The 23,321-nt window shown below is 72.1% G+C and carries 28 protein-coding genes; 5 read left to right on the top strand and 23 right to left on the bottom strand.

The features are described from left to right. Nucleotides 1-3 precede the first annotated feature (3 nt). The 3 genes from ACWG52_RS20505 to mshA all read right to left on the bottom strand — a co-directional run bounded on the left by ACWG52_RS20505 (nucleotide 4) and on the right by mshA (nucleotide 2,821). Nucleotides 4-867 (bottom strand): DUF4396 domain-containing protein, encoded by an 864-nt coding sequence (locus ACWG52_RS20505; protein ID WP_453125535.1) that lies wholly within the window; start codon nucleotides 865-867, stop codon nucleotides 4-6. Nucleotides 868-939: 72 nt separating this feature from the next. Next, the gene (locus tag ACWG52_RS20500) at nucleotides 940-1,458 is read right to left on the bottom strand and encodes a type III secretion system chaperone family protein (protein WP_389816913.1); all 519 of its coding nucleotides are present in this window, start codon (nucleotides 1,456-1,458) and stop codon (nucleotides 940-942) included. Continuing rightward, nucleotides 1,451-2,821 (bottom strand): D-inositol-3-phosphate glycosyltransferase, encoded by a 1,371-nt coding sequence (gene mshA / locus ACWG52_RS20495; protein ID WP_390141049.1) that lies wholly within the window; start codon nucleotides 2,819-2,821, stop codon nucleotides 1,451-1,453. Before mshA ends, ACWG52_RS20500 begins: the two co-directional genes overlap by 8 nt. Nucleotides 2,822-3,051: 230 nt before the next feature. Here mshA and ACWG52_RS20490 point away from each other — a divergent pair, with 230 nt between their 5' ends. The 3 genes from ACWG52_RS20490 to ACWG52_RS20480 all read left to right on the top strand — a co-directional run bounded on the left by ACWG52_RS20490 (nucleotide 3,052) and on the right by ACWG52_RS20480 (nucleotide 6,909). Continuing rightward, nucleotides 3,052-3,873, top strand: coding sequence for a methyltransferase domain-containing protein (locus ACWG52_RS20490; RefSeq protein ID WP_389816907.1), 822 nt, complete (start codon nucleotides 3,052-3,054; stop codon nucleotides 3,871-3,873). A 175-nt stretch (nucleotides 3,874-4,048) separates the two neighbouring features. Beyond that, entirely contained in the window at nucleotides 4,049-5,176 is a 1,128-nt protein-coding gene (locus ACWG52_RS20485) for a C40 family peptidase (RefSeq protein WP_389816904.1), read from the top strand. A gap of 332 nt (nucleotides 5,177-5,508) precedes the next feature. Beyond that, nucleotides 5,509-6,909: a PP2C family protein-serine/threonine phosphatase gene (locus ACWG52_RS20480; RefSeq protein ID WP_389816900.1), complete on the top strand. Its 1,401-nt coding sequence runs from the start codon at nucleotides 5,509-5,511 to the stop codon at nucleotides 6,907-6,909. A 72-nt stretch (nucleotides 6,910-6,981) separates the two neighbouring features. Here ACWG52_RS20480 and ACWG52_RS20475 read toward each other — a convergent pair whose 3' ends face one another. The 7 genes from ACWG52_RS20475 to ACWG52_RS20445 all read right to left on the bottom strand — a co-directional run bounded on the left by ACWG52_RS20475 (nucleotide 6,982) and on the right by ACWG52_RS20445 (nucleotide 11,628). Next, nucleotides 6,982-7,320, bottom strand: a complete 339-nt coding sequence (locus tag ACWG52_RS20475; protein WP_389816896.1) for a DUF2516 family protein — start codon at nucleotides 7,318-7,320, stop codon at nucleotides 6,982-6,984. 141 nt (nucleotides 7,321-7,461) lie between these two features. Continuing rightward, complete coding sequence (locus tag ACWG52_RS20470; RefSeq protein ID WP_389816893.1) at nucleotides 7,462-8,004, bottom strand: hypothetical protein; 543 nt, start codon at nucleotides 8,002-8,004, stop codon at nucleotides 7,462-7,464. A 32-nt stretch (nucleotides 8,005-8,036) separates the two neighbouring features. Next, the gene (locus ACWG52_RS20465; RefSeq protein WP_033225890.1) at nucleotides 8,037-8,411 is read right to left on the bottom strand and encodes a helix-turn-helix domain-containing protein; all 375 of its coding nucleotides are present in this window, start codon (nucleotides 8,409-8,411) and stop codon (nucleotides 8,037-8,039) included. Between the two features lie 70 nt (nucleotides 8,412-8,481). After that, entirely contained in the window at nucleotides 8,482-8,937 is a 456-nt protein-coding gene (locus ACWG52_RS20460; protein ID WP_389816889.1) for a hypothetical protein, read from the bottom strand. Nucleotides 8,938-8,941: 4 nt separating this feature from the next. Further along, nucleotides 8,942-9,736 carry a putative protein N(5)-glutamine methyltransferase gene (locus ACWG52_RS20455; RefSeq protein WP_389816886.1) on the bottom strand — a complete coding sequence of 265 codons (795 nt, stop codon included), beginning with the start codon at nucleotides 9,734-9,736 and terminating at the stop codon, nucleotides 8,942-8,944. A 10-nt stretch (nucleotides 9,737-9,746) separates the two neighbouring features. Beyond that, nucleotides 9,747-10,991: a GNAT family N-acetyltransferase gene (locus ACWG52_RS20450; protein ID WP_390169375.1), complete on the bottom strand. Its 1,245-nt coding sequence runs from the start codon at nucleotides 10,989-10,991 to the stop codon at nucleotides 9,747-9,749. 61 nt (nucleotides 10,992-11,052) lie between these two features. After that, the gene (locus ACWG52_RS20445) at nucleotides 11,053-11,628 is read right to left on the bottom strand and encodes an RsiG family protein (RefSeq protein ID WP_389816883.1); all 576 of its coding nucleotides are present in this window, start codon (nucleotides 11,626-11,628) and stop codon (nucleotides 11,053-11,055) included. Between the two features lie 136 nt (nucleotides 11,629-11,764). On the opposite strand from ACWG52_RS20445, the gene dtd reads away from it, so the two are divergent. Beyond that, the gene (dtd, locus tag ACWG52_RS20440) at nucleotides 11,765-12,190 is read left to right on the top strand and encodes a D-aminoacyl-tRNA deacylase (protein WP_389816880.1); all 426 of its coding nucleotides are present in this window, start codon (nucleotides 11,765-11,767) and stop codon (nucleotides 12,188-12,190) included. A gap of 9 nt (nucleotides 12,191-12,199) precedes the next feature. On the opposite strand, the gene ygfZ is transcribed toward dtd, so the two are convergent. From ygfZ to ACWG52_RS20375, 13 genes are all read right to left on the bottom strand, one after another. After that, entirely contained in the window at nucleotides 12,200-13,174 is a 975-nt protein-coding gene (gene ygfZ, locus ACWG52_RS20435; RefSeq protein ID WP_389816877.1) for a CAF17-like 4Fe-4S cluster assembly/insertion protein YgfZ, read from the bottom strand. A 21-nt stretch (nucleotides 13,175-13,195) separates the two neighbouring features. After that, the gene (locus tag ACWG52_RS20430) at nucleotides 13,196-13,651 is read right to left on the bottom strand and encodes a Fur family transcriptional regulator (protein WP_234319345.1); all 456 of its coding nucleotides are present in this window, start codon (nucleotides 13,649-13,651) and stop codon (nucleotides 13,196-13,198) included. Between the two features lie 105 nt (nucleotides 13,652-13,756). Beyond that, entirely contained in the window at nucleotides 13,757-14,329 is a 573-nt protein-coding gene (locus ACWG52_RS20425) for an FABP family protein (protein WP_150258047.1), read from the bottom strand. 281 nt (nucleotides 14,330-14,610) lie between these two features. Beyond that, nucleotides 14,611-15,618: a hypothetical protein gene (locus ACWG52_RS20420; protein ID WP_389816872.1), complete on the bottom strand. Its 1,008-nt coding sequence runs from the start codon at nucleotides 15,616-15,618 to the stop codon at nucleotides 14,611-14,613. Continuing rightward, the gene (locus ACWG52_RS20415) at nucleotides 15,615-16,484 is read right to left on the bottom strand and encodes a hypothetical protein (RefSeq protein WP_389816869.1); all 870 of its coding nucleotides are present in this window, start codon (nucleotides 16,482-16,484) and stop codon (nucleotides 15,615-15,617) included. Before ACWG52_RS20415 ends, ACWG52_RS20420 begins: the two co-directional genes overlap by 4 nt. Beyond that, the gene (locus tag ACWG52_RS20410; protein ID WP_389816866.1) at nucleotides 16,481-17,272 is read right to left on the bottom strand and encodes a hypothetical protein; all 792 of its coding nucleotides are present in this window, start codon (nucleotides 17,270-17,272) and stop codon (nucleotides 16,481-16,483) included. Before ACWG52_RS20410 ends, ACWG52_RS20415 begins: the two co-directional genes overlap by 4 nt. 113 nt (nucleotides 17,273-17,385) lie before the next feature. Further along, nucleotides 17,386-17,649: a DUF3099 domain-containing protein gene (locus ACWG52_RS20405; RefSeq protein ID WP_033225902.1), complete on the bottom strand. Its 264-nt coding sequence runs from the start codon at nucleotides 17,647-17,649 to the stop codon at nucleotides 17,386-17,388. A 146-nt stretch (nucleotides 17,650-17,795) separates the two neighbouring features. Then, complete coding sequence (locus tag ACWG52_RS20400) at nucleotides 17,796-18,086, bottom strand: DUF1416 domain-containing protein (protein WP_030011783.1); 291 nt, start codon at nucleotides 18,084-18,086, stop codon at nucleotides 17,796-17,798. Between the two features lie 63 nt (nucleotides 18,087-18,149). Further along, nucleotides 18,150-18,995, bottom strand: coding sequence for a sulfurtransferase (locus ACWG52_RS20395; protein ID WP_030768131.1), 846 nt, complete (start codon nucleotides 18,993-18,995; stop codon nucleotides 18,150-18,152). Between the two features lie 176 nt (nucleotides 18,996-19,171). After that, nucleotides 19,172-19,255: a putative leader peptide gene (locus tag ACWG52_RS20390; protein ID WP_350206375.1), complete on the bottom strand. Its 84-nt coding sequence runs from the start codon at nucleotides 19,253-19,255 to the stop codon at nucleotides 19,172-19,174. A gap of 161 nt (nucleotides 19,256-19,416) precedes the next feature. Beyond that, nucleotides 19,417-20,133 carry an LmeA family phospholipid-binding protein gene (locus ACWG52_RS20385; RefSeq protein ID WP_389816860.1) on the bottom strand — a complete coding sequence of 239 codons (717 nt, stop codon included), beginning with the start codon at nucleotides 20,131-20,133 and terminating at the stop codon, nucleotides 19,417-19,419. Between the two features lie 63 nt (nucleotides 20,134-20,196). After that, a complete protein-coding gene (locus ACWG52_RS20380) occupies nucleotides 20,197-21,774 on the bottom strand; it encodes a hypothetical protein (protein WP_453125526.1) in 1,578 nt (525 codons plus the stop codon). A 10-nt stretch (nucleotides 21,775-21,784) separates the two neighbouring features. Then, on the bottom strand, nucleotides 21,785-22,039 hold the full coding sequence (locus ACWG52_RS20375) for a MoaD/ThiS family protein (protein ID WP_389816853.1): 255 nt from the start codon (nucleotides 22,037-22,039) through the stop codon (nucleotides 21,785-21,787). 458 nt (nucleotides 22,040-22,497) lie between these two features. Here ACWG52_RS20375 and ACWG52_RS20370 point away from each other — a divergent pair, with 458 nt between their 5' ends. Beyond that, nucleotides 22,498-23,313, top strand: a complete 816-nt coding sequence (locus ACWG52_RS20370) for a response regulator transcription factor (RefSeq protein ID WP_033225907.1) — start codon at nucleotides 22,498-22,500, stop codon at nucleotides 23,311-23,313. Nucleotides 23,314-23,321 lie beyond the last annotated feature (8 nt).

The following is a 23,321-nucleotide window of genomic DNA, read 5'->3' as shown; positions in this document are numbered from 1 at the left end:
GCGTCAGGCCAGGTGGCCGAAGATCGCGGCCAGCAGGACCCCGGCCGCGAGGAAGAGGACCGTCAGCACGGCCATGGCCGTCTTCTGCTCCGCCGTCACCTCCGCCTCCGGCATGGCCATGCCGGAGGCGCTCGCGTGGGTTGCGCTCGCGTGGGTTGCGGCCGCGTGGGTTGCGGCCGGGAGCGGCTCGCCGCCCTCGCCCAGTGCCCGTACCGTCCCCATCCCGTGCTTGAGGTGGTTGGCGACCAGCCACACGTTGACCGGGTACGCGAAGGCCAGGCCGGCGAGCACCGCCAGCGAGAACGTCGCCCAGAAGCGCACGTCGTCGACGTCCCGCGCCCCCGGCACCTGGCCTCGCACGATCACGTTCACCGCGACCATGGCGCCCATCACGCAGTTCATCGAGAGCCACTCCGCGTACACCGTCGAGCGGACGGCCCGTACGTAGCTGCCGCCGAGCATGTCGCGCATGAACAGGGCCTGGAAGACCAGCAGCCCGAAGCCGAAGCCCACCGCGTACTCGAACAGGGCGTCGGCCCACGGCGGGAGCCCGAGCAGCGAGGCGACGACGGCCGCGACCATGATGCCGGTGGCGTCGCCGGCCACGCAGTGGATGGTCGAGCCGAGCGCCTGCTTCCACAGCGGCGCCACGAACCGCTCGTGGGTCCCCGGCCGCGGCTCCTTGCAGGACAGCACGTAGAGCGCGGCGCCCACCGGGCCGATGTAGAGGGTCACCAGTACCCATCCCCACTTCATCACCGTGAGTTCCGGGTTCTTGGTGAACGCGTCGTGGGCGACGTAGCCGGTGGACAGGAGGGCCAGGGCGAACCAGGCGTACATGAGTGCTTCGGCTGTGGTCCCGCTCATCCCGTCACGGTGCGGGCGTACGGGCCCGGCCGGGCGGCCGACACGCCTTCGCGTGCCGTTCGGTGCCGTGTGTCAGCCGATCGGAGTGCCGGGGCCGGCCGGTTCGCCCTGCGGGCGCGTCAGGTGCTTGAACGCGTCGAGGTTGAAGGTCGGCTCGCCGCGCGAGACCCGCCACTCGTACTCGCGCCGGATCGCGCTCGCGAAGCCCAGCTCCAGCAGCGTGTTGAACGAGCCGTCCGCGGCCTCCAGCACCGTGCCGAGCAGCCGGTCCAGCTCCTCGGGGGTGACCACCGACAACGGCAGGCGGGCCGTCAGGTAGATGTCGCCGAGGCGGTCCACCGCGTACGCCATGCCGTACAGCTTGAGGTTGCGCTCCAGCAGCCAGCGGTGGACGCCCGCCTCGTTCTCGTCGGGGTGGCGGATCACGAAGGCGTTGACCGACAGCGAGTGCCGGCCGACCTTGAGCGAGCAGGTGGTGCTCAGCTTGCGGGTGCCGGGGAGCTGGACGACGTACGTCCCCGGCTGGGGGCTCTCCCAGCCCAGCTCCGCGGCGGTGAGCGCGCTCTCGACGATCTCGGCGGTGTCAGCCATGGTGGGAGCGTACGCGACGGCGATGATCATGCATGGCCGCGGTGTAGACGTCGGCCGTGCCGCTCGCCGCGGTGTCCCAGCCGAAGAACTGCGCGTGCCGCGCCGCCTCGGCGCCCATCCGGTCGGCCAGCGCCGGCTCGTCGACGAAGCGCCGCAGCTCCCGCGCGTAGTCCACCGGGTCGTGCCCGGGTACGAGGAGTCCCGTGACCCCGTCGTCGACGGCGACGGGCAGCCCGCCGACCTCGGCGGCGAGCACCGGCGTACCGGCGGCCTGGGCCTCTATGGCGACGAGCCCGAAGGACTCGCTGTAGGAGGGCATGACCAGCACGGACGCCGCCCGGAACCAGTCCGCGAGCCCGTCCTGCGCGACCGGCGGGTGGAAGTGCACGAGGTCGGCGATGCCGAGCTTCGCCGCGAGCTTCTGCAGGCCCTCCGGCTTGGCGAGGCCGCTGCCGCTGGGCCCGCCGACGACGGGGACGAAGAGACGGCGGCGCAGCGAGGGGTCCTGGTCGACCATGACGGCGACGGCGCGCAGCAGGATGTCGGGGGCCTTCAGCGGTTGGATCCGCCCGGCGAAGAGAGGGATGACGGCGTCCGGCGGCAGGCCGAGGCGGGCGCGGGCGGCGGCCCGGCCGTCGCCGACCGTGAAGCGGTCGAGGTTCACGCCGGGGTGGACGACGGCCACCTTGGCGGGGTCGGCCTCGTAGTGCCGCACGAGCTCGTCGGCCTCCTCGGCGGTGTTGGCGATGAGCCGGTCGGCCGCGGCCACGATCTGCGTCTCGCCTATGACGCGGGCGGCGGGCTCGGGCGTGTCGCCCTCGGCCAGCGCCGCGTTCTTGACCTTGGCCATGGTGTGCATGGCGTGCACGAGCGGGACGCCCCAGCGCTGCGCGGCGAGCCAGCCGACGTGGCCGGAAAGCCAGTAGTGGGAGTGGACGAGGTCGTAGTAGCCGGGGCGGTGGCCGGCCCAGGCCTGCATCACGCCGTGGGTGAAGGCGCACAGCTGGGCCGGGAGCTCCTCCTTGGCGAGGCCTTCGTAGGGGCCCGCGTCCACGTGCCGTACGAGGACGCCGGGGGCCAGCTCGACCACGGGCGGCAGGCCGCCGGTGGTGGCCCGGGTGAAAATCTCGACCTCGATGCTGATGGCGGCGAGCCGCTTGGCCAGCTCCACGATGTAGACGTTCATGCCGCCCGCGTCGCCGGTACCGGGCTGGTGCAGCGGTGAGGTGTGCACGCTGAGCATGGCCACGCGGCGCGGCTTGCGGTGGTGGCCGACGGCCGGCAGGCGCAGCCGGGGCGGCTCGTGGCGGGTGGCACGGGCGGCGGCGAGGCGGCCACTGAGGCGGGACACGTACTGGCTCAAAGGACCAGTCCTCTCGGCTCGGACGGCGCGCGCCCGACGCTCGGACGGCATGACGGACGACATGCCTGACGGCATGACGGCGAGGGCGCGGAGGACGCCCTGCAAGGAGTGCAACCCGGATGGCCGTCCCCCGCATTCCGGGGTGTCCGGTTTTCCTGGAGGTTTCCTCGTATTCGGTGGTGCGCCGCGGGGTTTTCCCGGTGTGCGCGCCCTCCGCTTACCCTCGGCTCATGGCCTCCCGCAGTACCCCGCCCTCCAGCCGCGCGCCCGGCCGCCCTGTGGGCTCGGTGACGCGCGGGACGACGAATCCGAACCGGTTGCGCCGGATGGACCGCTGGATCGCGGCCACCCACGGGGCCGCGCTGCGGCGCGCGGAGGCGCCGGTCGCGGTGGACCTGGGCTACGGGGCCGCGCCGTGGACGGCGGTGGAACTGTTGGCGCGGCTGCGGGACGCGGCGCCGCGGGTGCGGGTGGTCGGCATCGAGATCGAACCGGCGCGGGTGGCGGGGGCGAAGCCGTACGAGCGGGAGGGGCTGAGCTTCCGGCACGGCGGTTTCGAGGTACCGCTGGAGGGTGGGGCCCGCCCGTCGCTGATCCGCGCGGCGAACGTATTGCGCCAATACGACGAGGAGCAGGTCGCCGAGGTCTGGGCACGGCTGTGCGGGCGGCTGGCCCCGGACGGGCTGCTGGTGGAGGGGACCTGCGACGAGATCGGGCGGCGGCACGTGTGGGTGGCGCTGGGCCCGGAGGGGGCGCGCACGGTGACGTTCGCGACCCGGCTGGGCTCCCTGGAGCGCCCTTCGGACCTGGCGGAACGGCTGCCGAAGGCGCTGATCCACCGGAACGTGCCGGGCGAGCCGGTGCACGCGTTCCTGCGCGACTTCGACCGGGCGTGGGCGGCGGCGGCCCCGTACGCCGCCTACGGGGCGCGGCAGCGCTGGATCCGGACGGCGCGGGCGCTGTCCGGGGACTGGCCTCTGGTGGACGGGCCGCGGCGGTGGCGGCAGGGGGAACTGACGTTGCCCTGGGAGGCGTTGCGCCCGGTGGGGTGAATGCGCCGTGCGGGGGAACCAGGGGGTCGGGGTGGCCCGTTGAACCGTGCGGAGCCGGAAAGGGTGTCCGTCGGGTGGACAAGATCGGATCGCCCTCCACAAGGGTGTTGTAATTCATCGACTCGTGGCACCATCCCGATGGCAGTGCGAAGTTACTGATGAATAGTCAGATCTGATGCGAGGTCTGGCTCGGGTGCCTGGGGGGACCATGGGAGCCGCAAGGCGACGGCGAGGCGCAAGTTCTCTCGTGCTGCTGTGCACGATGGCGATACTGACGGCGCCCGGCCTCGCGACGGGCATCGCGTACGCGGCTCCGGCGACACCCGCCGCCCCGTCGGCCCCGGCCGCGCCCCTCCCCGAACCGGGCGTCAAGTCCCTGGAACAGGTGCGCAAGGAGATCGAGGACCTGTACCGGCAGGCGGGCACCGCCACCGACGCCTACAACCTCGCCGAGGCCGAGACCAAGGCCCAGTCGGACAAGATCGTCGAGATCGCCCGGCTCGTCGTCGCCGGCAAGGAGAAGATCGCCGACCTGAAGAACCGGGCGGGTGCCGCCGCCCGTGCGCAGTACCGCTCGGGCGGGATGCCGCCGGGCGCGCAGCTGGCCCTGAGCGACGACCCGAACCACTATCTCGACGGGGCGGGCCGGCTGCGCCAGGGCGAGAAGGCCGCCTCGAACCTGCTCTCCGAACTGGGCCGCACCCAGGCCGACTTGGAGGGTTACGCCCAGGAGGCGAGCGAGCGCTGGGCCATCCTGGAGGCCAACCGGGTCACGTCGGAGGCGTCCAAGAAGCAGGTCGAGGAGAAGATCAAGGCCGCCGAGGAGCTGGAGAGCAAGCTGGAGGCCGAGGAGAAGGCCCGGCTGATCCAGCTGGAACAGGAAGCCCAGTACAAGGCGCAGACGGCGTGGCTGTCGACGGGCGCGATGAAGGACGTCAACGGCGCGGCGACGGAAGCGGGCAAGCGGGCCGTGCAGTTCGCCACCGCCCAGATCGGCAAGCCGTACAAATGGGGCGCCGTGGGCCCGTCGTCGTTCGACTGCTCGGGGCTGACCTCCCAGGCCTGGCTGGCCGCGGGCCGGGGCATCCCGCGCACCTCGCAGGAGCAGCTGCGGCTGCTGCCGAAGGTCGCGCTGAAGGACATGCGCCCGGGCGACCTGATCATCTACTTCGACGACGCGACCCACGTCGGCATGTACGTCGGCGACGGCGCGATGGTCCACGCCCCGCGCCCCGGCCGGAACGTGACCCTGGCGGGCGCGGGCTCGATGCCGATCAAGGCAGTGGTCCGCCCCGACGCGTAGCCCTACGGGGTCGCCCGGCGACACGGGTGCCGGGGCTCCGCCCGGTACCCGGCCGCCGGCGCACGGCCCGCGCCGCGCGCCGGCGGGGATCTTCGGCCGGGTGGGTGGGATCGGGTGACGCAGGCAACCCGGCGGGCCTCGGACACGTCTCGATGGACGGGACGGAACACGGCCCCGCCGTGACCTTTGTCATCCAGTGAGGCCGATTTTCCCCCGCGATAACCGCATATGACGCAGGCCCTCGCCAAGAACGGCATTCCGTTTGTCGGGCAGGGACCGCTAGGGTCTGCCGGACGAGCGCACCCTCGGGGGGAGGGAAGGAACCGGAGACGATGCCCGTACCCGTACCGCGGCAGAGGGACACCTCGGCCACGGAGAGCGGTCAGGCCGTTCTGCACACCGCCGCCCCGGCCGTAGCCGCCATGGGCGTCGCGCGAGCGACCCCTCAGACGACCGCCCCGCACACGCCCCCGCTGACCCTCCTGGTCATCGAGGACGACCCGGCCGGCGGTCTCACCCTCCCCGAGATCCTCGACGCGGACGGCCACCGCATCCGGCTCCGCACCGCCCGCAACCTCACCGAGGCCGAGCGGCTGCTCACGCCCGACGTGCACTGCATCCTCCTCGACCTGTCCCTCCCGGACGCCAGCGCCCGTACGCCCGGAGCGACGGCCAACGGCTCGGTGAACGGGGCGGTCAACGGGACGGCCAACGGGACGGTGGGCACGGTCGACGCAGCCGGCACCGCAACCGCCGTGGACCGGCTCCTCGCCCTCCGCCAGGTGCTGCGCATCGCCCCGCGCCACGCCGTCCTCGTCCTGACCGACGAGGACGACGTCGAGCGCGCCGCCGAGGCGGTCCGGGTCGGCGCCCAGGACTTCCTCTTCCGGGACGAGCTGGACGGCAGACTGCTGAGCCGTGCCATCCGCTACGCCGTGGAGAGAAAACGGGCGGACATCGCCCAGTACAAGCTCGCAGAATCGAAACTGCGCGCCCAGGAGAACGCCCGACTGGAACGCGGTCTGCTCCCCACGCCCCTCCTGGAGGGATCCGACCTCCGCTTCGCCGCCCGCTACCGCCCCGGCCGCAGCCGGGCCCTGCTCGGCGGTGACTTCTACGACACCGTCCGCACCCCCGACGGCACCGTCCACGCCATGATCGGCGACGTCTGCGGCCACGGCCCCGACGAGGCCGCGCTCGGCGTCGAGCTCCGGATCGCCTGGCGCGCCCTGACCCTGGCCGGGCTCTGCGGCGACGACCTGCTGGCCACCCTCCAGGAGGTCCTGGAGGTCGAGCGGCCGTGCGAGGAGATATTCGCGACGCTGTGCACGGTCGACATCGCCCCTGACGGTCGCCGTGCCGGTCTGTGCCTGGCCGGCCATCCGGCTCCGCTGATATCCCGACCGGGGCGCCGCGCGCGGCTGCTCCCGTACGAGAACAGCGGCCCGGCCCTCGGGCTGCTGCCGCGGGCCCGCTGGCCGCGCCGCCAGGTCGAGCTCGGCGGCACCTGGAGCCTGATGCTCTACACCGACGGCCTGATCGAGGGCCACATCGGCGAGGGCAAGGAACGTCTGGGCCAGGACGGCATGGTCGACATGATCAACCGCCATCTGGAGCGCGGTCTGAGCGGTGAGGGGCTGCTGGAGGCCTCCGTCACCGAGGCCCGCCGCCTCAACGGCGGCGAGCTCACCGACGACGTGGCCGTGGTCCTGCTCTCCCGCGCCGAGGGCTGATCCCGCCGGACACCGGTCACGACCACAGGCGCGACCGCGGCCATGACCGCAGCCGCAGGGCTCCCGCCGTGGCTACCGTCCGCCGTTGTAGGGCCCGTACGGCCCGTCGCTGCTGCTGCCGCCGCGCCGGCCGCCACCGCCCGAGACCGCCTTGAGCGCCGGGCGTACGTCGACGAAGAAGACGATGGTCGCGACAAGGCCGGCGATCTGCAGGAACAGCATCCCCAGGAGGAAGTCCACGGCCACGGTGACGCCGAGGATGACCAGCCAGAACGTCTTGCTCTGCTTGTCGGCCGCCCGGTACGCGTCCTCGCGCGCGACCAGCGCGATCACGAAGGCCACGACGGCGAGCGCCAGCATGACGTAGCCGAGGAACGGGAGCACGCCCCGATCGAACCCATCGATCAACATCGCTTCGACCGCCTTCTCAGCTTCTGCTTCGCTCTTCCGATGCCGCCCGACTCCACGCTACCGGCACGGGCGCCTTCATCAACCACAACGGGCCGGGCACCTGAAGGGTGCCCGGCCCGCCGTCACTCATGCGGTTCCGCTTCAGCTCGCGTCGTCCGCCGTGACCGTGGCCTTCTTCGCCGTGCTCTTGCGCGCGGCGGGCTTCTTCGCGACGGGCTTCTCGTCGGCGGCGGCCTCGACGACCGGCTCCGACACCGGCTCCGCGCCGGCCTCGGGCTCGACGGCCACGGCGATGTCGACGATCTCGGCGGAGACGTCGCCCCGCCAGTTCCGCACGGCCTGCTCGCCGTGCACGGCGACCTTGTCGTACGTCTCCTTGGCGCGCACCGCGTACTCGGCGGCCACGCCGACACCGCGCAGCGCGAGGTCCTGGGCGGTCTCCCCGAGCTTCTTCGGGTCGATCGAGCCGAGCACCTCGTTGAACTTGGCGGTGACCGCCTCCTGCACAGCCTTCGGGTCCGTGTTCTTCACGGCCTCGATGCGCGCGGGGGCCTCGGCGCGCAGCTGCTCGATCAGGTCGGGCACCTTCTTGGCCTGCTGCACGGCCAGGTCGGCGGTGCCGGCGGCGAAGTAGAGGGGAGTGGGGTCGGTGAGGGTCTTCTTCAGGTCATCGGCGATGGCCATGTGCTGGTCCTCCCGGATCAACTTCAGTTCGTCTACGACGGCATCTCGTCGGCGGGCGTGTCGAGCGCGTTCTCCTTGCGGAACGACTCGTAGATCTGGAGCAGCACCTGCTTCTGCCGCTCGTTGATGGACGGGTCGGCGAGTATGACGGCTCGCGTCTCCACCTCGTCCGGGTCCCGCTCATCCAGGATCCCGGCCTGCACGTACAGCGTCTCCGCGGAGATCCGCAGCGCCTTGGCCAGCTGCTGCAGGATGTCCGCGCTCGGCTTGCGCAGCCCGCGCTCGATCTGGCTCAGGTACGGATTCGACACCCCCGCCTGCTCCGCCAGCTGCCGCAGCGAAAGCTGGGCCTGCCGACGCTGCTCACGGAGGTACTCGCCGAGATTTCCGACGTTGAGCGATGCCATGCTGAGATCCTGCCCGACTCTGCTAACTATTGCAAGCGCCCTGCTTGCAACAGCTCCCACGGCGGCCGCACTAAGGACGCGGCCCAGCGGTGAGCCGTACCTCCGGCAGGTAGGGGGCGGTCGGGGAGCCGGGCCGCGGGAGGGTCACGCCGGGGTGCGGGCCCGGACCGAGGGCCTCCAGCACCTCGGCGGCCGGGTACCCGAACAGGTCGACGCCGCGCAGGACCACCGGTACGGCGGACGGACCGGTCGGCTCCGCCTCGTGCCGGCCGAGGCTGACGGCCGCCAGACCGTGCCGGTCGTGCCCGGTGCGGCCGAGCCGGTCCGGGCAGTCCCCGTAGGCCAGCAGCTCCAGGCCCTCGTAGCGGGCGGTGAAGGCCCAGCCCGTCCCGCAGACCCAGGCACCCCGTACGTCCGCCAGGGTCGCGACGGCCCACCGGGCCTGCCGCTCCGAGCCGCCGAACCGCAGGACGCCGGCGCCGCGCGGCAGGGCCAGGCCCGTGCCCGGCAGCACCTCGAACGCCACGTCGTCAGGCCGTTCCGATGACCACCGTCGCGTACAGCTCCTCCGAGGTCACCGCCCGGACCGCGAGGCCCGCCGAGGTCAAGGCCGAGGCCGTCGACGGGGATTGGCGGGCGCTCGTCTCGATCAGCAGGTGACCGCCCGGGGCCAGCCAGGGCAACGCGCCCGCCGCCACCCGACGGTGGATGTCCAGGCCGTCGGCCCCGCCGTCCAGCGAGACCAGCGGCTCGTGGTCGCGCGCCTCCGACGGCATGAGGACGATCTCCTCCGTCGGCACGTACGGGGCGTTGACCACCAGCACGTCCACCCGACCGCGCAGCGAGGGCGGGAGCGCCGCGTACAGGTCGCCCTCCCACACCCGGCCGCCGTACGGGGCCACGTTGCGCCGCGCGTACACCAGCGCCACCGGGTCGATGTCGGCCGCGTGCAGCTCGACGCCGCCCGGCAGGCCGGCGGCCACCGCCGCGCCCAGGGCGCCGACCCCGCAGCACAGGTCCAGCACCACCGCGCCGGGCCGGGCCAGTGCCAGCGCCTCCCGCACCAGGAACTCGGTGCGCCGGCGCGGTACGAAGGCGCCCGCGCCGACCTCCATGCGCAGTCCGCAGAACTCCGCCCAGCCGACGACGTGTTCCAACGGCTCGCCGCCCACCCGACGGGCCAACAGATCCGCCAGGTGGTCCGCGTCCGTGGCGGCCCCGGTCAGGAGCTCCGCCTCCTCCTCCGCGAAGACGCAGCCCGCCGCGCGCAGGGATTCCACAAGTGATGTCAAGAGTTCGATCCTCGGTCCTCGGTCCTCGGTCATCAGCGCGTGGTCAGAAGATGTCCGGGCACCACGGACGGCGCGCGGTACGGAACATGGCGTCGGCCAGTGCGGCCGCCCCCGGCCGTTCCTCCGTCACCCGTCCCAGCGCCGCCAGTCGCACCGCGGACGCGTCGCCCAGGTACAGGGAGCCCAGCACGGCCACGTCCAGCCGCAGGTCCGCCGCCTCCTCGGTCCGCTCGCACACACCGGTGCCCGCGTCCAGCCGGTAGCGGCCGGCCGCCGGCCCCGTCCCGTCCGTGACCTCCAGGACGAGGACCCCGGGCACCTCGTACGTCCGCGCGCCCAGCGCCCGTACGACGTCCAGCACCCGCACCCACAGGAAGTCGGCGGCGGAGACGACACGGGCCGAGCGCGGGTCGGGCAGCAGGTCCGGGACGAGGGAGTCGGGGGCCCGGTAGCCGGTGCGGACCTTCAGCACCCAGTCGATCGAGCACAGGAACCGCCACAGCGCCCGCTCCGCCTCCGGGCTGACCGCCAGCAGGTCCCGCACCTGCACGGTGCTCTGCGGAACCTTCGCGTCCGTCCAGTGGTCGTCGGCGCCGTAGACGGCGAGGCCGGCCACCTCGCCCGCCGCCGTCCGGTACACGGCGTAGAACTTGTCCTGGTAGGGCCGGTACGACCACTCCTCCAGGCCGGTCGCCAGACTCCACCAGCGCTCGTCCCGGTTCACCGCCCCGGGAGTGCCCGCCCGCAGCCGCTCGTGCAGCTCGGGCCCCACCCGCCGGAGCTCCTCGACGTCCACCAGCTCGATCCGCCCGCCGTCCGCCGGCGCCGACAGCCGCCGGTCGAGCCCGGTACGCGCGACATCGATCTCCCACTCCACGAGGGAGGTCGCGGGCCCGAAGCCGTACCGCCCGTAGATCGGGTACTCGGCGGCGATCAGCGTGGCGAGCGCGTCACCGCGCGCCTGGGCCGCGGCGAACTCGGCGGCCATCATCCGGGTCAGCAGGCCCTGGCGGCGGTGGGTGGGCAGCACGCCCACACTGGAGACCGCGGTGGCGCGGACGGCCGCTCCCCCGGGCACGGTCAGCTCCTGAGGGAAGGAGCGCAGGGCGGCCACGCAGCGACCGCTGTCGGCGTCGAACGCCCCGTACGTCCGTGAGAAGTCGGTGTACTTGGCGCGCTGGGCTATGTCGGCCTCGGTCACCCGGGACGTGGTCAGGAAACCGGTGTGCACGGTGCGCACCCAGTCGGGGAGTTCGGATTCGGCGATCGGCCGGACGTCAGCACTCATAGCCGCCCACGCTAATCCCCCGACCGCCACCGGTCGCCCGAATATTTCCCGAGGCCACCGCCTACGCGAGCAGGTCGTCCACCTGCGCCTCACCCTCCCGGTAGCGCCGGGTGATCTCGGCGCTGCAGTCGTCCACCGTGCGCTGCAGATGCCGGCGGCGCCGCGAGACCTGCTGCTCGTAGCGCACCAGCCGGCCCATCCCGTCGTGCAGTTCGCCGTCCGTACGGGCGCCCAGGTCCGAGAGCTCCACGTCGGACAGCATCTCCGCGGCCAACACCCGGTACTCCTCGCTGTGCGGGGTGCCGAGCGTGACGTGCCGGGCCGAGGCGCTGCGGCTGGAAGGGGCGTCGGCGAGGATCACCGAGAGCCGGTCCACCACCGGCGCCTCGGGGTCCGTCCGCCGGGCCAGCTCGGCCCGCAGGATGTCGATGCGGCCCTGGAGCAGTCTGCGCACATAGCTCAGATCGGCCTCGTCGCGCTGCGCGTCACGGCGCAGCGCGCGCAGTTCCGGCAGTCCGAGCGCGGTGGTCGGGGCCGGCGGCTCCTGCGTCTCGGCCGTGCGCTGCGCGGGCGGTCGTACCGCGGCAGCCGCGACGGAAGCGGGTGACGCAGGTACGGAGGTACCAGAAGTATTCATACGAACGGGTCCGTCCCCTCGACCGGTGCGGCGCACCCGCACCGCCTGCGTGCATCGTGCCACTCCCCGTACCCCCCACGCAGTCCCACTCCACCCGATCGGCCCCGGACGGGTGCAAGCCTGGTACACAGGTGGTATGCGAGCAGTGGTGCAGAGGGTGGACGGCGCGAGCGTCGTCGTGGGCGGCGAGACCGTGGGCGAGATCGTCGGCGAGGGGCTGTGCGTGCTGGTGGGGGTGACGCACGACGACACCCCGGAGAAGGCGGAGCTCCTGGCGCGCAAACTGTGGTCCGTACGGATCCTGGAGGGCGAGAAGTCCTGCAGCGACAACGGCGCACCGCTGCTGGTGATCTCCCAGTTCACGCTCTACGGAGACGCGCGCAAGGGCCGCCGGCCCACCTGGAACGCGGCGGCTCCCGGCCCGGTGGCCGAGCCGCTGGTCGACGAGGTCGTGGCGCGGCTGCGCGCACTGGGTGCGACGGTGGAGACGGGCCGGTTCGGCGCGGACATGCGGGTCTCGCTGACCAACCACGGACCGTTCACCATCGTCATCGACATCTGACCGGCCCGGTCAGGGCGCTACGACGACCTCCTGCGCGGCGGCCGTGTTCCCGGCCAGCAGCGGCGCGTCGACCGGCACGTTCCGCTTGACCAGGGCGAGGGCGATCGGGCCCAGCTCGTGGTGGCGGACGGCCGTGGTCACGAAGCCGAGCTGACGGCCCTCCTCCCCGTCCGAGGCGAGCCGCACCGGGGTGCCGTGCGCCGGGAGCAGCACCTCCGAGCCGTCCAGGTGCAGGAAGACCAGGCGGCGCGGGGGCTTCCCCAGGTTGTGGACACGGGCGACCGTCTCCTGGCCGCGGTAGCAGCCCTTCTGCAGGTGCACGGCGGTGCCGATCCAGCCCAGCTCGTGCGGAATGGTGCGGTGGTCGGTCTCCAGGCCGAGCCGCGGCCGGTGCGCCTCGACGCGCAGGGCCTCGTACGCGAGCAGGCCCGCGGCCGGGCCGTGCGCGGCGGCGAAGGACTCCAGCTCGGCGCGGGGCAGGAAGACGTCCCGGCCGTACGCGGTCTCCCGGACGACGTGCTCCTTGTCCCGGGGAACCTCGGCGATGGAGCCGGCCGGGAGGTGCACCACCGCGAACTCCTCGGTGCGGTCGGCGACTTCGACGCGGTAGAAGAACTTCATGGACTCCAGGTAGGCGATCAGCTCGCCCTGGGTGCCCGGCTCCACGTGCGCCCACGTGGTCTCGCCGTCGTCGACGAGGTAGAGCGCGTGCTCGATGTGCCCGTTGGCGGAGAGGATCAACGCCTCGGTGGCCTGACCGGCCGGCAGCTCGGTGAGGTGCTGGGTGAGCAGCAGGTGCAGCCAGCTCAGGCGCTCCGGCCCGCTGACGGTGACGACTCCGCGGTGCGAGAGGTCGACGAAGCCGCGCCCCTCCGCGAGGGCGCGCTGTTCGCCGTACAGCTCGCCGTAGTGGGCGGCGACGCCCTCGTCACGGCCTTCGGCCGGTACGGCGCCGGGGAGATGGAGCAAGGGGCTGCTGGTCATGGGACCAAGCGTACGACCCTGCTACGACTGCGCGGCACGCTGCTTCGCAGCGCACTTGCGGCACAGCCCGAAGATCGCGAAGTGCTTCATGTCGGTCTCGAAACCGAAGGTGGTCCGGAGCTTCGCCGTGAACTCGGCGGCGACGTCCACGTCCGCCTCGATGACCTCGGCGCAGTCACGGCAGACCAGGTGGATGTGGTGGTGCCGGTCGGCGAGGTGGTAGGTGGGGGCCCCGTGCCCGAGGTGGGCGTGCGAGACCAGCTTGAGCTCCTCCAGGAGCTCCAGGGTCCGGTAGACGGTGGAGATGTTGACCCCGGAGGCGGTCTTGCGCACCTCGACGAGGATCTCGTCCGGGGTGGCGTGCTCCAGCGCGTCGACGGCTTCCAGCACGAGCTGGCGCTGCGGTGTCAGCCGGTATCCGCGCTGCCGCAGGTCGCTCTTCCAGTCAGAGCTTTCGGTGTCCACGCTGCTCCCCACCCGGCCAGTGTATGCGCGCGAAGGGGACCGCGGGCGGTCCCGCGATCCCCTTTCGCACAGCCTTGCGTACGTGTGTACGCGTGTACGTGCGTACGGCCTGTGGGCTCAGCGGAAGAAGGCGATGCCGTCGTCCGGCATGTCCGGGAGGTTGCGCGCCATCTCGGCGACCTCCTCGGGCGTGACGACCTTCTTCAGCTGGGCCGACATGTACGGACGCAGTTCCACGTCCGGCGTGGCCTTCTCGCCGACCCACATGAGGTCGCTCTTCACATAGCCGTAGAGCCGCTTGCCACCGCTGTACGGGCCGGAGGCCGCGGTACGGGCGACCGCGTCGGTGGCCAGGTCGATCTGGGGCTTCTGGTCGGCGAGCTCGCCGTACCAGACCTCGACGACGCCCTGGTCGCGGACCATGACGATCTCGACCTTGCGGTCCTTGTCGATGCGCCAGTAGCCCGACTCGGACTCCAGCGGCCGCACCTTGTTGCCCTCGGCGTCGAGGACCCAGGTGTGGGAGGTGTACTCCAGGAAGTCCCGGCCGTCGTGGCTGAAGACGACCTCCTGGCCGAAGTTGCACTTCTCCTCACCGGGGAAGTCGAAGACTCCCGCACCCTCCCAGTTGCCGAGGAGGAAGGCGAGGGGGACGAGGCCCGGGTTCAGGTCGGACGGGATCTGGATCATGAATGGCTGCTCAGGCGATCTGTGGGAGGGGTTCCGGGGCGGTCTGCTGAGCGGATGCTCAGCGCTGACCCTGGTACAGCTTCTTGACGGCCAGGCCGGTGAAGGCCATGACGCCGACGCAGACCAGGACCAGCAGGGAGGTGAAGACTGCCTCAAGCACGGGGTGCTCCTCGGAATTCGTTCGGGGGTACGGGCCGGTTCCCCAGCCTACTGGGCCGAGGCCGGGCGCACCGTGCGAGGTGGCCCGTAGCCCCGGTCCGGCTCGGGACCGGCCCGGCGGGTCAGCTGAGCAGCTGGCTCTGCAGGATCACGGTCTGGTGGAAGGGAACCGGGGCCACCTCGCCCTTTCGGGTCTGGATGACCATGCCGAGGACGTCACCCGACTGGAGGCACCCGACCTTGGTCTGCTCGTCCCCGAGGACGGGCTTGATCTCCTGGTACACGCTGACCTCGCTCTCGCCGGCCATGCCCGAACCCGGGAAGCGCAGCGGGACGATGGCGCTCTGCGTGCCCTTGACCCCGCTCCAGACCTCGTCCAGCTCCAGGGCCGAGACGCCGTTCAGCCGCGCGTTCGTGTCACAGCCCTTGAAGGCGTCCACGAATCCCGACGCGTGGAAACGCAACAGGTAGACATGCGTACGGGTGCCGTCCGGCATCGTCCAGCCCCGGCCGGTGATCTGGCGCAGCCCGTCCCATTCGAGGGACTGCTTCAGCTTCTCGCGCACGTCGGGCGCGTACTCCTCCAGGAAGGCGTCGGCCGACACCGCCCCGTCCTTGTCCGCCTTGACCGAGTCGTCGGCCTCGGCGCCCTCGGGAGCGGGCAGGAGCAGGCCGGTGAGCTGCGCGTAGTGCGTCTCTTCCTTGTTCTCCGGGCCCTGGGCCAGAGGGGCGCCCGGGGGCAGCGCCGGTTGCGACAGCGCCGGGAACCTCCAGCGGCCGTCGTCCGTCGTGGAGAGGCCCGGGAAACGGGTGCGCTCGGGCTGGGTGATCCCGTACGCGACCCCCGCGCCGACGACGGCGAAGACGGCCACGGCGGCGGTCCAGCGCAGCGCGGCGAACAGGCGTCGCCGGTCCTTGGGCACGATCGGCGCGGCCTCCGGCGCGACATCCGGGGCCGGGGCGGCCTCCGGCGCGGCTTCCGGGGCGGGGGCGTCCGAGGCCGCGGCGGCCGCCGCCCCGGGGCTCTCCGGCGTCCGCGGGGCCGGGCCGGTTTCGGGCCCGGGCAGGAGCCCGGCCTCGGGCCCCTGCTCACGGCCGGGCTCGGTCCCGGTGGTGGTCTGCTCGCTCACACGGACTCCCCGGGGGACTTGAGGTGGTTCAGCTGCTCCTTGAACAGGGCTGTGACATCACTGGCCGAGAAACCCGGAGACCATCCGTAGGCCCGGTAGGTCACCAGCACGTCTCCCTCCAGGGCCACACATTCGAGGGTGGCGATCTCCTGCTTCTTGCCGTCGACGACGGAGCCGCGCGCGCACTTGGCGTCGGGGAAACCGTCCACCTTGGGCGCCTGACCGTCTGCCCCGGTGAGTTCGAGGAGCATCTTGGCGAACTCGGCGAACTTCCCCAGTTCCTTGGGGTCCGCCTGCATGAGCTGGATCTCGGAGACCATCGCTCCGCCGCCGTTCCCCCGGGCGTAGCTGCGCCCGGCCAGGCCCTTGAGCTTCAGATCCGCCAGCGCCTTGTCCCGCGCCTCGCGGTCACCGGTGGACAGTCCCGAGTGGTCGTCCTTGAAGGCCTGCACCGCCCGCTCGCCCGAGACGAAGTAGTCGTTGCCCTCGGCGTCGATGTCGGGGCCGGGCCAGTAACCCGTGGTCAACGGAAGCAGCTTGGCCTTGAGTTCGGCCACCGGCACGGACGGGACCGGGGCGGGCGAGCCGGTGGGCGCGCCCTCCGGCATCCAGTACCGCGTCGGCGCGGTCCGCTCGGCATCGTCGAGCGCGGCGGAGCACCACAGGCCCCCGCCCACGAGGACGACGACGCCCACGGCCGCCGCCACCAGCCTGACCACTCCGGTCTTCACCCTGCGCGTGGGTCCGGTGGCGTCGTGGGCGGCCTCGGCGGCGTCCCCGACGACGCCCGGCGCGGCATCCCCGACAACGTCCGGCGCGGCCCCCGCGACGGCTCCGGTCTCGTTCTCCTTCTCCCGCTCGCTCACAGCCGCTCCATCTGCCGCTTGGCCAGGTCGGCCACGGCCTTCTCGTCGACCTCGCCGCGGTTGTTCACGTAGGTGATGTGCATGACGATGTCGCCGCGGCGGACCAGCGCGGTACCCCGCCGGACCGGGAGGTAACCGGGCTTCTCGCTCGCCTCGGAATTGATCCACAGATGGCCGAAGTCCGCGGGAACACCCGGAACCTCAGCTCCCGCGTTGCCCGCGCGCTTCGTGGTCGGCATGTAGTCCTGCACCCCCGACTGGAACCTCTCGGCCCCGTCCCGGTTCTGGAACTGGAGCAGCCGGATCTCGACGAAGTTCGTGAGGTCCTCGGACCACCGCACGGTGGCGATCCTGCGGACGTTCTGCCGGATGGCGGAGCCGATGCCCGCAGGTGGGTTCGCGTAGAAGTCCGCGGCGAACTCGTCCGGGGACTGCGCACCCGAGAAAGCGACCGTCGCGCCCGCGGGGACCTCCACCAGCTTCGCGACGAGGTCCTCGTCCGCCTTGTGCCAGCGGTTGGCGTTGATCGAGCGCAGGCTCGTCGCGTCGTTCCCCGCCAGCGGCTTCGGGACGGCGATGTCCTGCTGGGCCAGCGGCGGCAGCGGGGTGGGCTCGCGGTGGTACTGGACCGCGTAGCCGGTGATCGTCCCGGCGAGGACGCCGAGCGCGGCCGCGCCCGCGATCAGGAGGGTGGTGCGACCCGTCCGGCGGCGCGGGGCCGAAGTGTCCGGATCCGGTGCACTATCCTCCCCTTTCCGCTGCTCAGCAATGGTCTGTTCGTGTTCCAAAGAAGTCCCCCACAACACCGGCGGCGCGGGCTGGTTACCCGCGCGTACCCCATGACCCGCAGCAGAGGGGAGCAGTTGTGCGAATGTAGATCACATTCTCGTCTCGTGAGGTTTCAATCCTCGTGACGCCGCTTTCCGTCCAGTTCGTCCCACCACTCGTCGGACTTCGCGTCACCCGAGGGGTCGTCCCACCAGCGGTCGTCCGGGCCGCGCCGGTTGGCGATCATCGCGGCGACCGGGGGGATGACCATCGCGACCACGCACATGGCCACCGCGGCCTCCACCGAGAACAGGCGCACGAAGGCCCAGGCGGAGACGAACAGGAACAGGCATCCGCCCATGAGCAGGAAGTAGACGCGTCGACGCCGGGCGTACATGCCTCCAGCGTAGATCCGGCGCCCCCGCACGCAAGGGTGCGCGCGGGGCGCGGACGGCACGAAGGGCCGCACCCCGTTCCAGTGGCGTCCAACCCCCGGGGGTGCGGCCCTTCGGCCGTTCGATCAGGCGATCACATGTGCGGTGCTCAGACCGCGATCGCCACGTCCGTCACGCCGCCGGCCTCGGCGACGACCACGGCGCGGTCGGCCTGGGCACCCGGGACGAGCGCCCGCAGGGTCCAGGAGCCGGTGGCGGCGTAGAAGCGGAACTGACCGGTCGCCGAGGTCGGGACCTCCGCGGTGAACTCACCGGTCGAGTCCAGCAGGCGGACGTAGCCGGACACCGGCTCGCCGTCCTTGGTGATCTGGCCCTGGATGGCGGTCTCACCGGGCTTCAGCGTCGCGAGGTCGGGCCCGCCGATCTGTGCTCCACACATGTTCTCTGTCCTGTCCTGAGAGAAGTCGTACCTACGAGGGCGTCGCGTGCCCGCTGGTCTGGATTACTTGTTGGGGCCGAGCTCGATCGGCACGCCGACGAGCGAGCCGTACTCGGTCCACGAACCGTCGTAGTTCTTGACGTTCTCCTGGCCCAGGAGCTCGTGCAGCACGAACCACGTGAGCGCGGAGCGCTCACCGATGCGGCAGTAGGCGATGGTGTCCTTCGCCAGATCGACCTGCTCCGCCTGGTACAGGGCGGTCAGCTCGTCGTCCGACTTGAAGGTGCCGTCGTCGTTGGCGTTCTTCGACCACGGGATGTTGCGGGCGCTCGGCACGTGGCCGGGGCGCTGCGACTGCTCCTGCGGGAGGTGGGCCGGGGCGAGCAGCTTGCCGGAGAACTCGTCGGGCGAACGCACGTCGACCAGGTTCAGCGAGCCGATCGCGGCCACGACGTCGTCGCGGAAGGCGCGGATGGAGGTGTCCTGGGCCTTGGCCTTGTACGCGGTGGCCGGGCGGTTCGGGACGTCCTTGCCGTCGACCAGGTCGCGGGAGTCGAGCTCCCACTTCTTGCGGCCGCCGTCGAGGAGCTTCACGTCCTGGTGACCGTAGAGCTTGAAGTACCAGTAGGCGTAGGACGCGAACCAGTTGTTGTTGCCGCCGTAGAGGACGACGGTGTCGTCGTTGGAGATGCCCTTGGCGGAGAGGAGCTTCTCGAAGCCCTCCTGGTCCACGAAGTCGCGGCGGACCGGGTCCTGGAGGTCGGTCTTCCAGTCGATCCGGACGGCGTTGGTGATGTGGTTCTTGTCGTAGGCGGACGTGTCCTCGTCCACCTCGACGATGACGACATTGGCGTCGTTCAGGTGGGCCTCGACCCAGTCGGCGTCTACGAGGACGTCGCTGCGGCTCATGGTGATCTCCTCCGGGGCAGTGTGCGGCGGGGCTGTGCGGGTGACGCGTACTGCGTGCCTGCGGGTGCGCTCAAGGTCCTGCGCGGGGAGGCGTCAGGGGTTCAGGAGGCTGGTGCGGTCACGCGGGAAGGGCCGTAGGGCCGTCGTCCGGTCGATGGAGCGGATGCGCTCACAGGTCACATGGATCGACAGAGCATGGCGGCGACGCGACACAGGTCTACTGCCCGTCGCTTCGTGAGGTCCGCCTGCTGATGCTTCATAGCCATGGATCGTAGGGACGAATCGGCCGCCCTGTCACCGGCGTGTCATATGTCGAGACAGGATCGTCCGAATAGTGGGATCGAAGGCCCCTGGGCGGCCGCCGCGCCGCCCCGGGTGGCTGCCGTGCGGCCCGTCCTTCTGCGGATCGGACCGCGCCGTCTCACGATCCGGCCACCACCACGTTCGTACCGCCCAGCGTGAGGTGCACACCGGCCTCGTCCGAGGTCAGGGACGAGAGCTGGAGTCCGGCCGGCATACCGCTGTCGAGATTGCGGTCGAAGTCGGTCTTCTTGCGGATCAGCTTCTCGACCCCGGGAACGCTCCCGCCCGGCACCTCGTCGGCGCGCACGCGGACGATCTTGCCGCCCTTTCCGCCGGGCGCGTCCTCCAGCGTGACGGTCGACACCACGCTGTGCGTCAGGGTCTTGCCGAGGAGGTCCACCGCCGCGGTGACCTTCACCTTGCCCGGCGCCCCGCCGTAGGAGAGGGTCGCGCCGGTCTGCGAGGCCGCCGTCAGGTCGGCGTACGTGATCAGCGCCGTGCCCTCGGCCCGCGCGGCGGTGCCGCCGCTGTAGTCACCGTTCAGCTTCACGCCGCGAAAGCTCGCGTCCAGCTCCGAGAGCCGCGTCCTGCGGTCCTCGGCGGTGATCTCGACCCCCCGCAGCTTCAGGTCGACCCGGTCGAGATCGTGGCTGAGCACCTGGGTCAGGAAGGGGAAGCCGTGGACCTCCACCTCCGAGGAACCGGCCAGGCCCTGCCGCGCCTGTATTCGGTCGGCCAGCCGGTTCTCGACGTAACTCGCGGCCCAGCGGTCCACGCCCACGAACAGGCCCCCGAGAACCACTCCGATGATCACAACGACGCGCAGGAAACGCACGTTCCCTCCCCCTACTAGTCGGTACGTGCGGTCTAGTTGACCATGCCCGCCGTCAGGCAGGGATCAGCCCACCACCCGGCCGATCAGGTACACGGCGGGGGCTGCCGCCGCGAGCGGCAGGGCCACACCGGCCGTCATGTGCACGAACTTCGACGGGTAGTCGTACGCCGCCACGCGCAGGCCGACCAGCGCACACACCCCGGCGACGAGGCCGATCAACGCCCCGCCCGCACCGACCGAGGTCAGCCCGCCGACCGCGATTCCGGCGCCGGCGGCCGCGGCCAGCGAGACGCCGACCGAGGGGGCGGTGGGCAGCGGCAGCGCCCGCGCGAACACGGCGACCGCGACGGCCGCGGCGCCGACCGTGGCGGCGGCGGAGTCGGCCGCGAGATAGCCGGCGCAGATGATGGCGAGGGCGGCCGAGGCCACCGAGGCCATCAACCCGTACATCCGCTCGTCGGGATCGGCGTGGCTGCGCAGCTGCAGGACGAGCGTGAGCAGCACCCAGGCCCCCAGGGTCCCGACGATCGCGCCGGGCCCGTACGAGGGGTCGACGGCGAGCACGGCCACGTCGGCGGCGACGGCTCCGGCGAAGGCGAGGGCGATGCCCTGGCGAGCGGGCCACATGCCGTTGAGCCGGAACCAGCCGGCAGCCGTGAGGCCCTGCAGGGCGATCAGCGGCAGGAGCAGGGCGTACTGCCCGACGGCGGCGGCCACGGCGAGCAGCAGCCCGAGAACGGCGGTCAGTATGGCGGACTGCGGGCCGGGGTCGATGATCGGCGACCGGCCCTCGGCGCGCGCCTGGGCGGGGTCGACGGCGCGCAGGGTGTTGCCGGCGAGGGTGGGCGGGGACCAGGAGGTGATCTCCAGCGGCTCACCCGGGGCCTCGGCCGGTTCCTCGCCCGCGGCGGCGGCCGGCTGCGGCGGGAGGTAGGCGGTCCGCTCGGCGGCGGACTCGTCGACCACCGGCGGCAAGTACGCAGTCTCCTCGACCACCGGCGGCTTCCGGTGCTGCCGGGGCTGGGACTGCGGTTGGGGCTGCGGCTGGTGCTGCTGGTCGTGCTCGGGGCCGGGGTACGGCGGCAGGTAGGCCGTCTCGGCGCCCTGCGGCCAGTCCTGGACCGGAGCCGGCGCGGGGGCCGGGCTGGGAGCCTGGGCCGGGGCCTCGTCGCGGTACCAGCCCTCCGGAGCCACCGGCTGCTGCTGGGGCTGCTGCTGCTCGGGGCCGGGGTACGGCGGCAGGTAGGCCGTCTCGGCGCCCTGCGGCCAGTCCTGCACGGGAGCCGGGGCGGGAGCCGGGACCTGGACCTCGTCGCGGTACCAGCTCTCCGGAGCCGCCGGCTGCTGCTGGTACGGGTCCGGGGTCGGCGCCTGGGCGGGTGCGTAGCCACCGGCGGCGGAGGCGGAGCCGTCCGGCCAGGGGCCCGGGGCGGCGGGGGCCGCCGGAGCCTCGTCGCGGAACCAGCCCTCGGGCGCCACCGGCTGCCCGGGCACCGCGCCCAGCGGCGGATGTACCGGCTGGTAGCTGGTGTCCCAGGTGTCGGACTGCCAGGTCTGGGTCCCGTACGGGTCCTGCTGCTGTTCCTGCTGTTGCTGCTGCTGCGCGTACTGCTGGCGCTGCTGTTCCTCAGGCGTACTCATCGGCTCCCGCTCACCCGCCCGCGAACGGCGGGAGCACCTCGACGGTGCCCCCCTCGGTCAGCGGGACGGAATCATGCGGGCGCTTGCCCACAGGCTCGTCGTTCACGAGGAAGGAGCAGCGCAGCAGGACCCGGGTCAGCTCACCCGGGTGGCGCTCCCGCACGGCGTCGAGCGCCTCGGCGAGTGTGCCCGCCGAGTACGGCTCCTCCGCCGTCCTGGCCGCGGCCTTGGCCGCCGCCCAGTAGCGGATGGTTCCGGTTGCCACTGCAGCTCCTATCGTCGGCTCTCTACCGTCGGCCTCCATGATGGCCCCTCCCGCAGCCGACCCCCACGTGCCCCGACGCGCCGGGTGTGCGCCTCCGGCCCCGGGGTACCGCTCGGCGGGCCCCCGATCCGGTGAAACCTGGGCTCATGCAGGGCCGGAGCGTGGCATGAACCACAGAAGTGGAAGCGGAAGAAGCCTCTGCCACGCATCGACGGGTGGGCTATTCTGCTTGGCGAGAGGATCCGGGCAACGTTGCCCCCGGGTCCTTTTGTGCTTTCAGCACGTTGAACGAACCGAGAACAGCGGTATCCATGCGGACCCCAGGGCGCGGGGGCCGCGGGGCGCCGGGCACAACGTACGAAGCAGTACCGCGCATGTCCTCGACGGGACCGAGGAGGAACCGACGTGATGGACCAGCGAACCGTGCACCACCGTCCGACCCGGGCGGGTGGTCGGTCGTGAGCTCACTCCTGTTGCTCACCAACGCCCTGCAGCCGTCCACCGAGGTGCTGCCCGCCCTCGGCCTGCTGCTGCACAACGTCCGGGTCGCCCCGGCCGAGGGCCCCGCCCTGGTGGACACCCCGGGAGCCGATGTCATCCTCGTGGACGGACGCCGCGACCTGCCGCAGGTGCGGTCGCTGTGCCAGCTCCTGCGCTCCACCGGACCCGGCTGTCCGCTGATCCTGGTCGTCACCGAGGGCGGCCTGGCGGCCGTCACCGCCGACTGGGGCATCGACGACGTCCTGCTGGACACCGCGGGCCCGGCCGAGGTCGAGGCGCGGCTGCGGCTGGCCACCGGCCGCCAGCAGCTGGGCTCGGACGACTCCCCGATGGAGATCCGCAACGGCGACCTGTCGGTGGACGAGGCCACGTACTCCGCCAAGCTCAAGGGGCGCGTGCTGGACCTCACCTTCAAGGAGTTCGAGCTGCTCAAGTACCTCGCCCAGCACCCGGGCCGGGTCTTCACCCGCGCCCAGCTGCTGCAGGAGGTCTGGGGCTACGACTACTTCGGCGGCACCCGGACCGTGGACGTGCACGTACGGCGGCTGCGCGCCAAGCTCGGCCCCGAGCACGAGTCCCTGATCGGCACGGTCCGCAACGTCGGCTACCGCTTCGTCACGCCGGAGAAGGTCGAGCGGGCGGCGGCGGAAGCCGCGGCCCAGGCGGCCGCCAAGGCGGCGGCCCAGACCGCCGCGCAGCCGGCCCCGGCCGTCACCCGATCGGCCGAAGACGCTGTGAGCATCCACTCGGCCGGACGCCCTGCCCAGAGGTAGGTCACCCC

The sequence above is a fragment of the Streptomyces sp. CLCI03 genome, from assembly GCF_053615355.1.
This window is presented reverse-complemented; position numbering and strand designations above follow the sequence as displayed.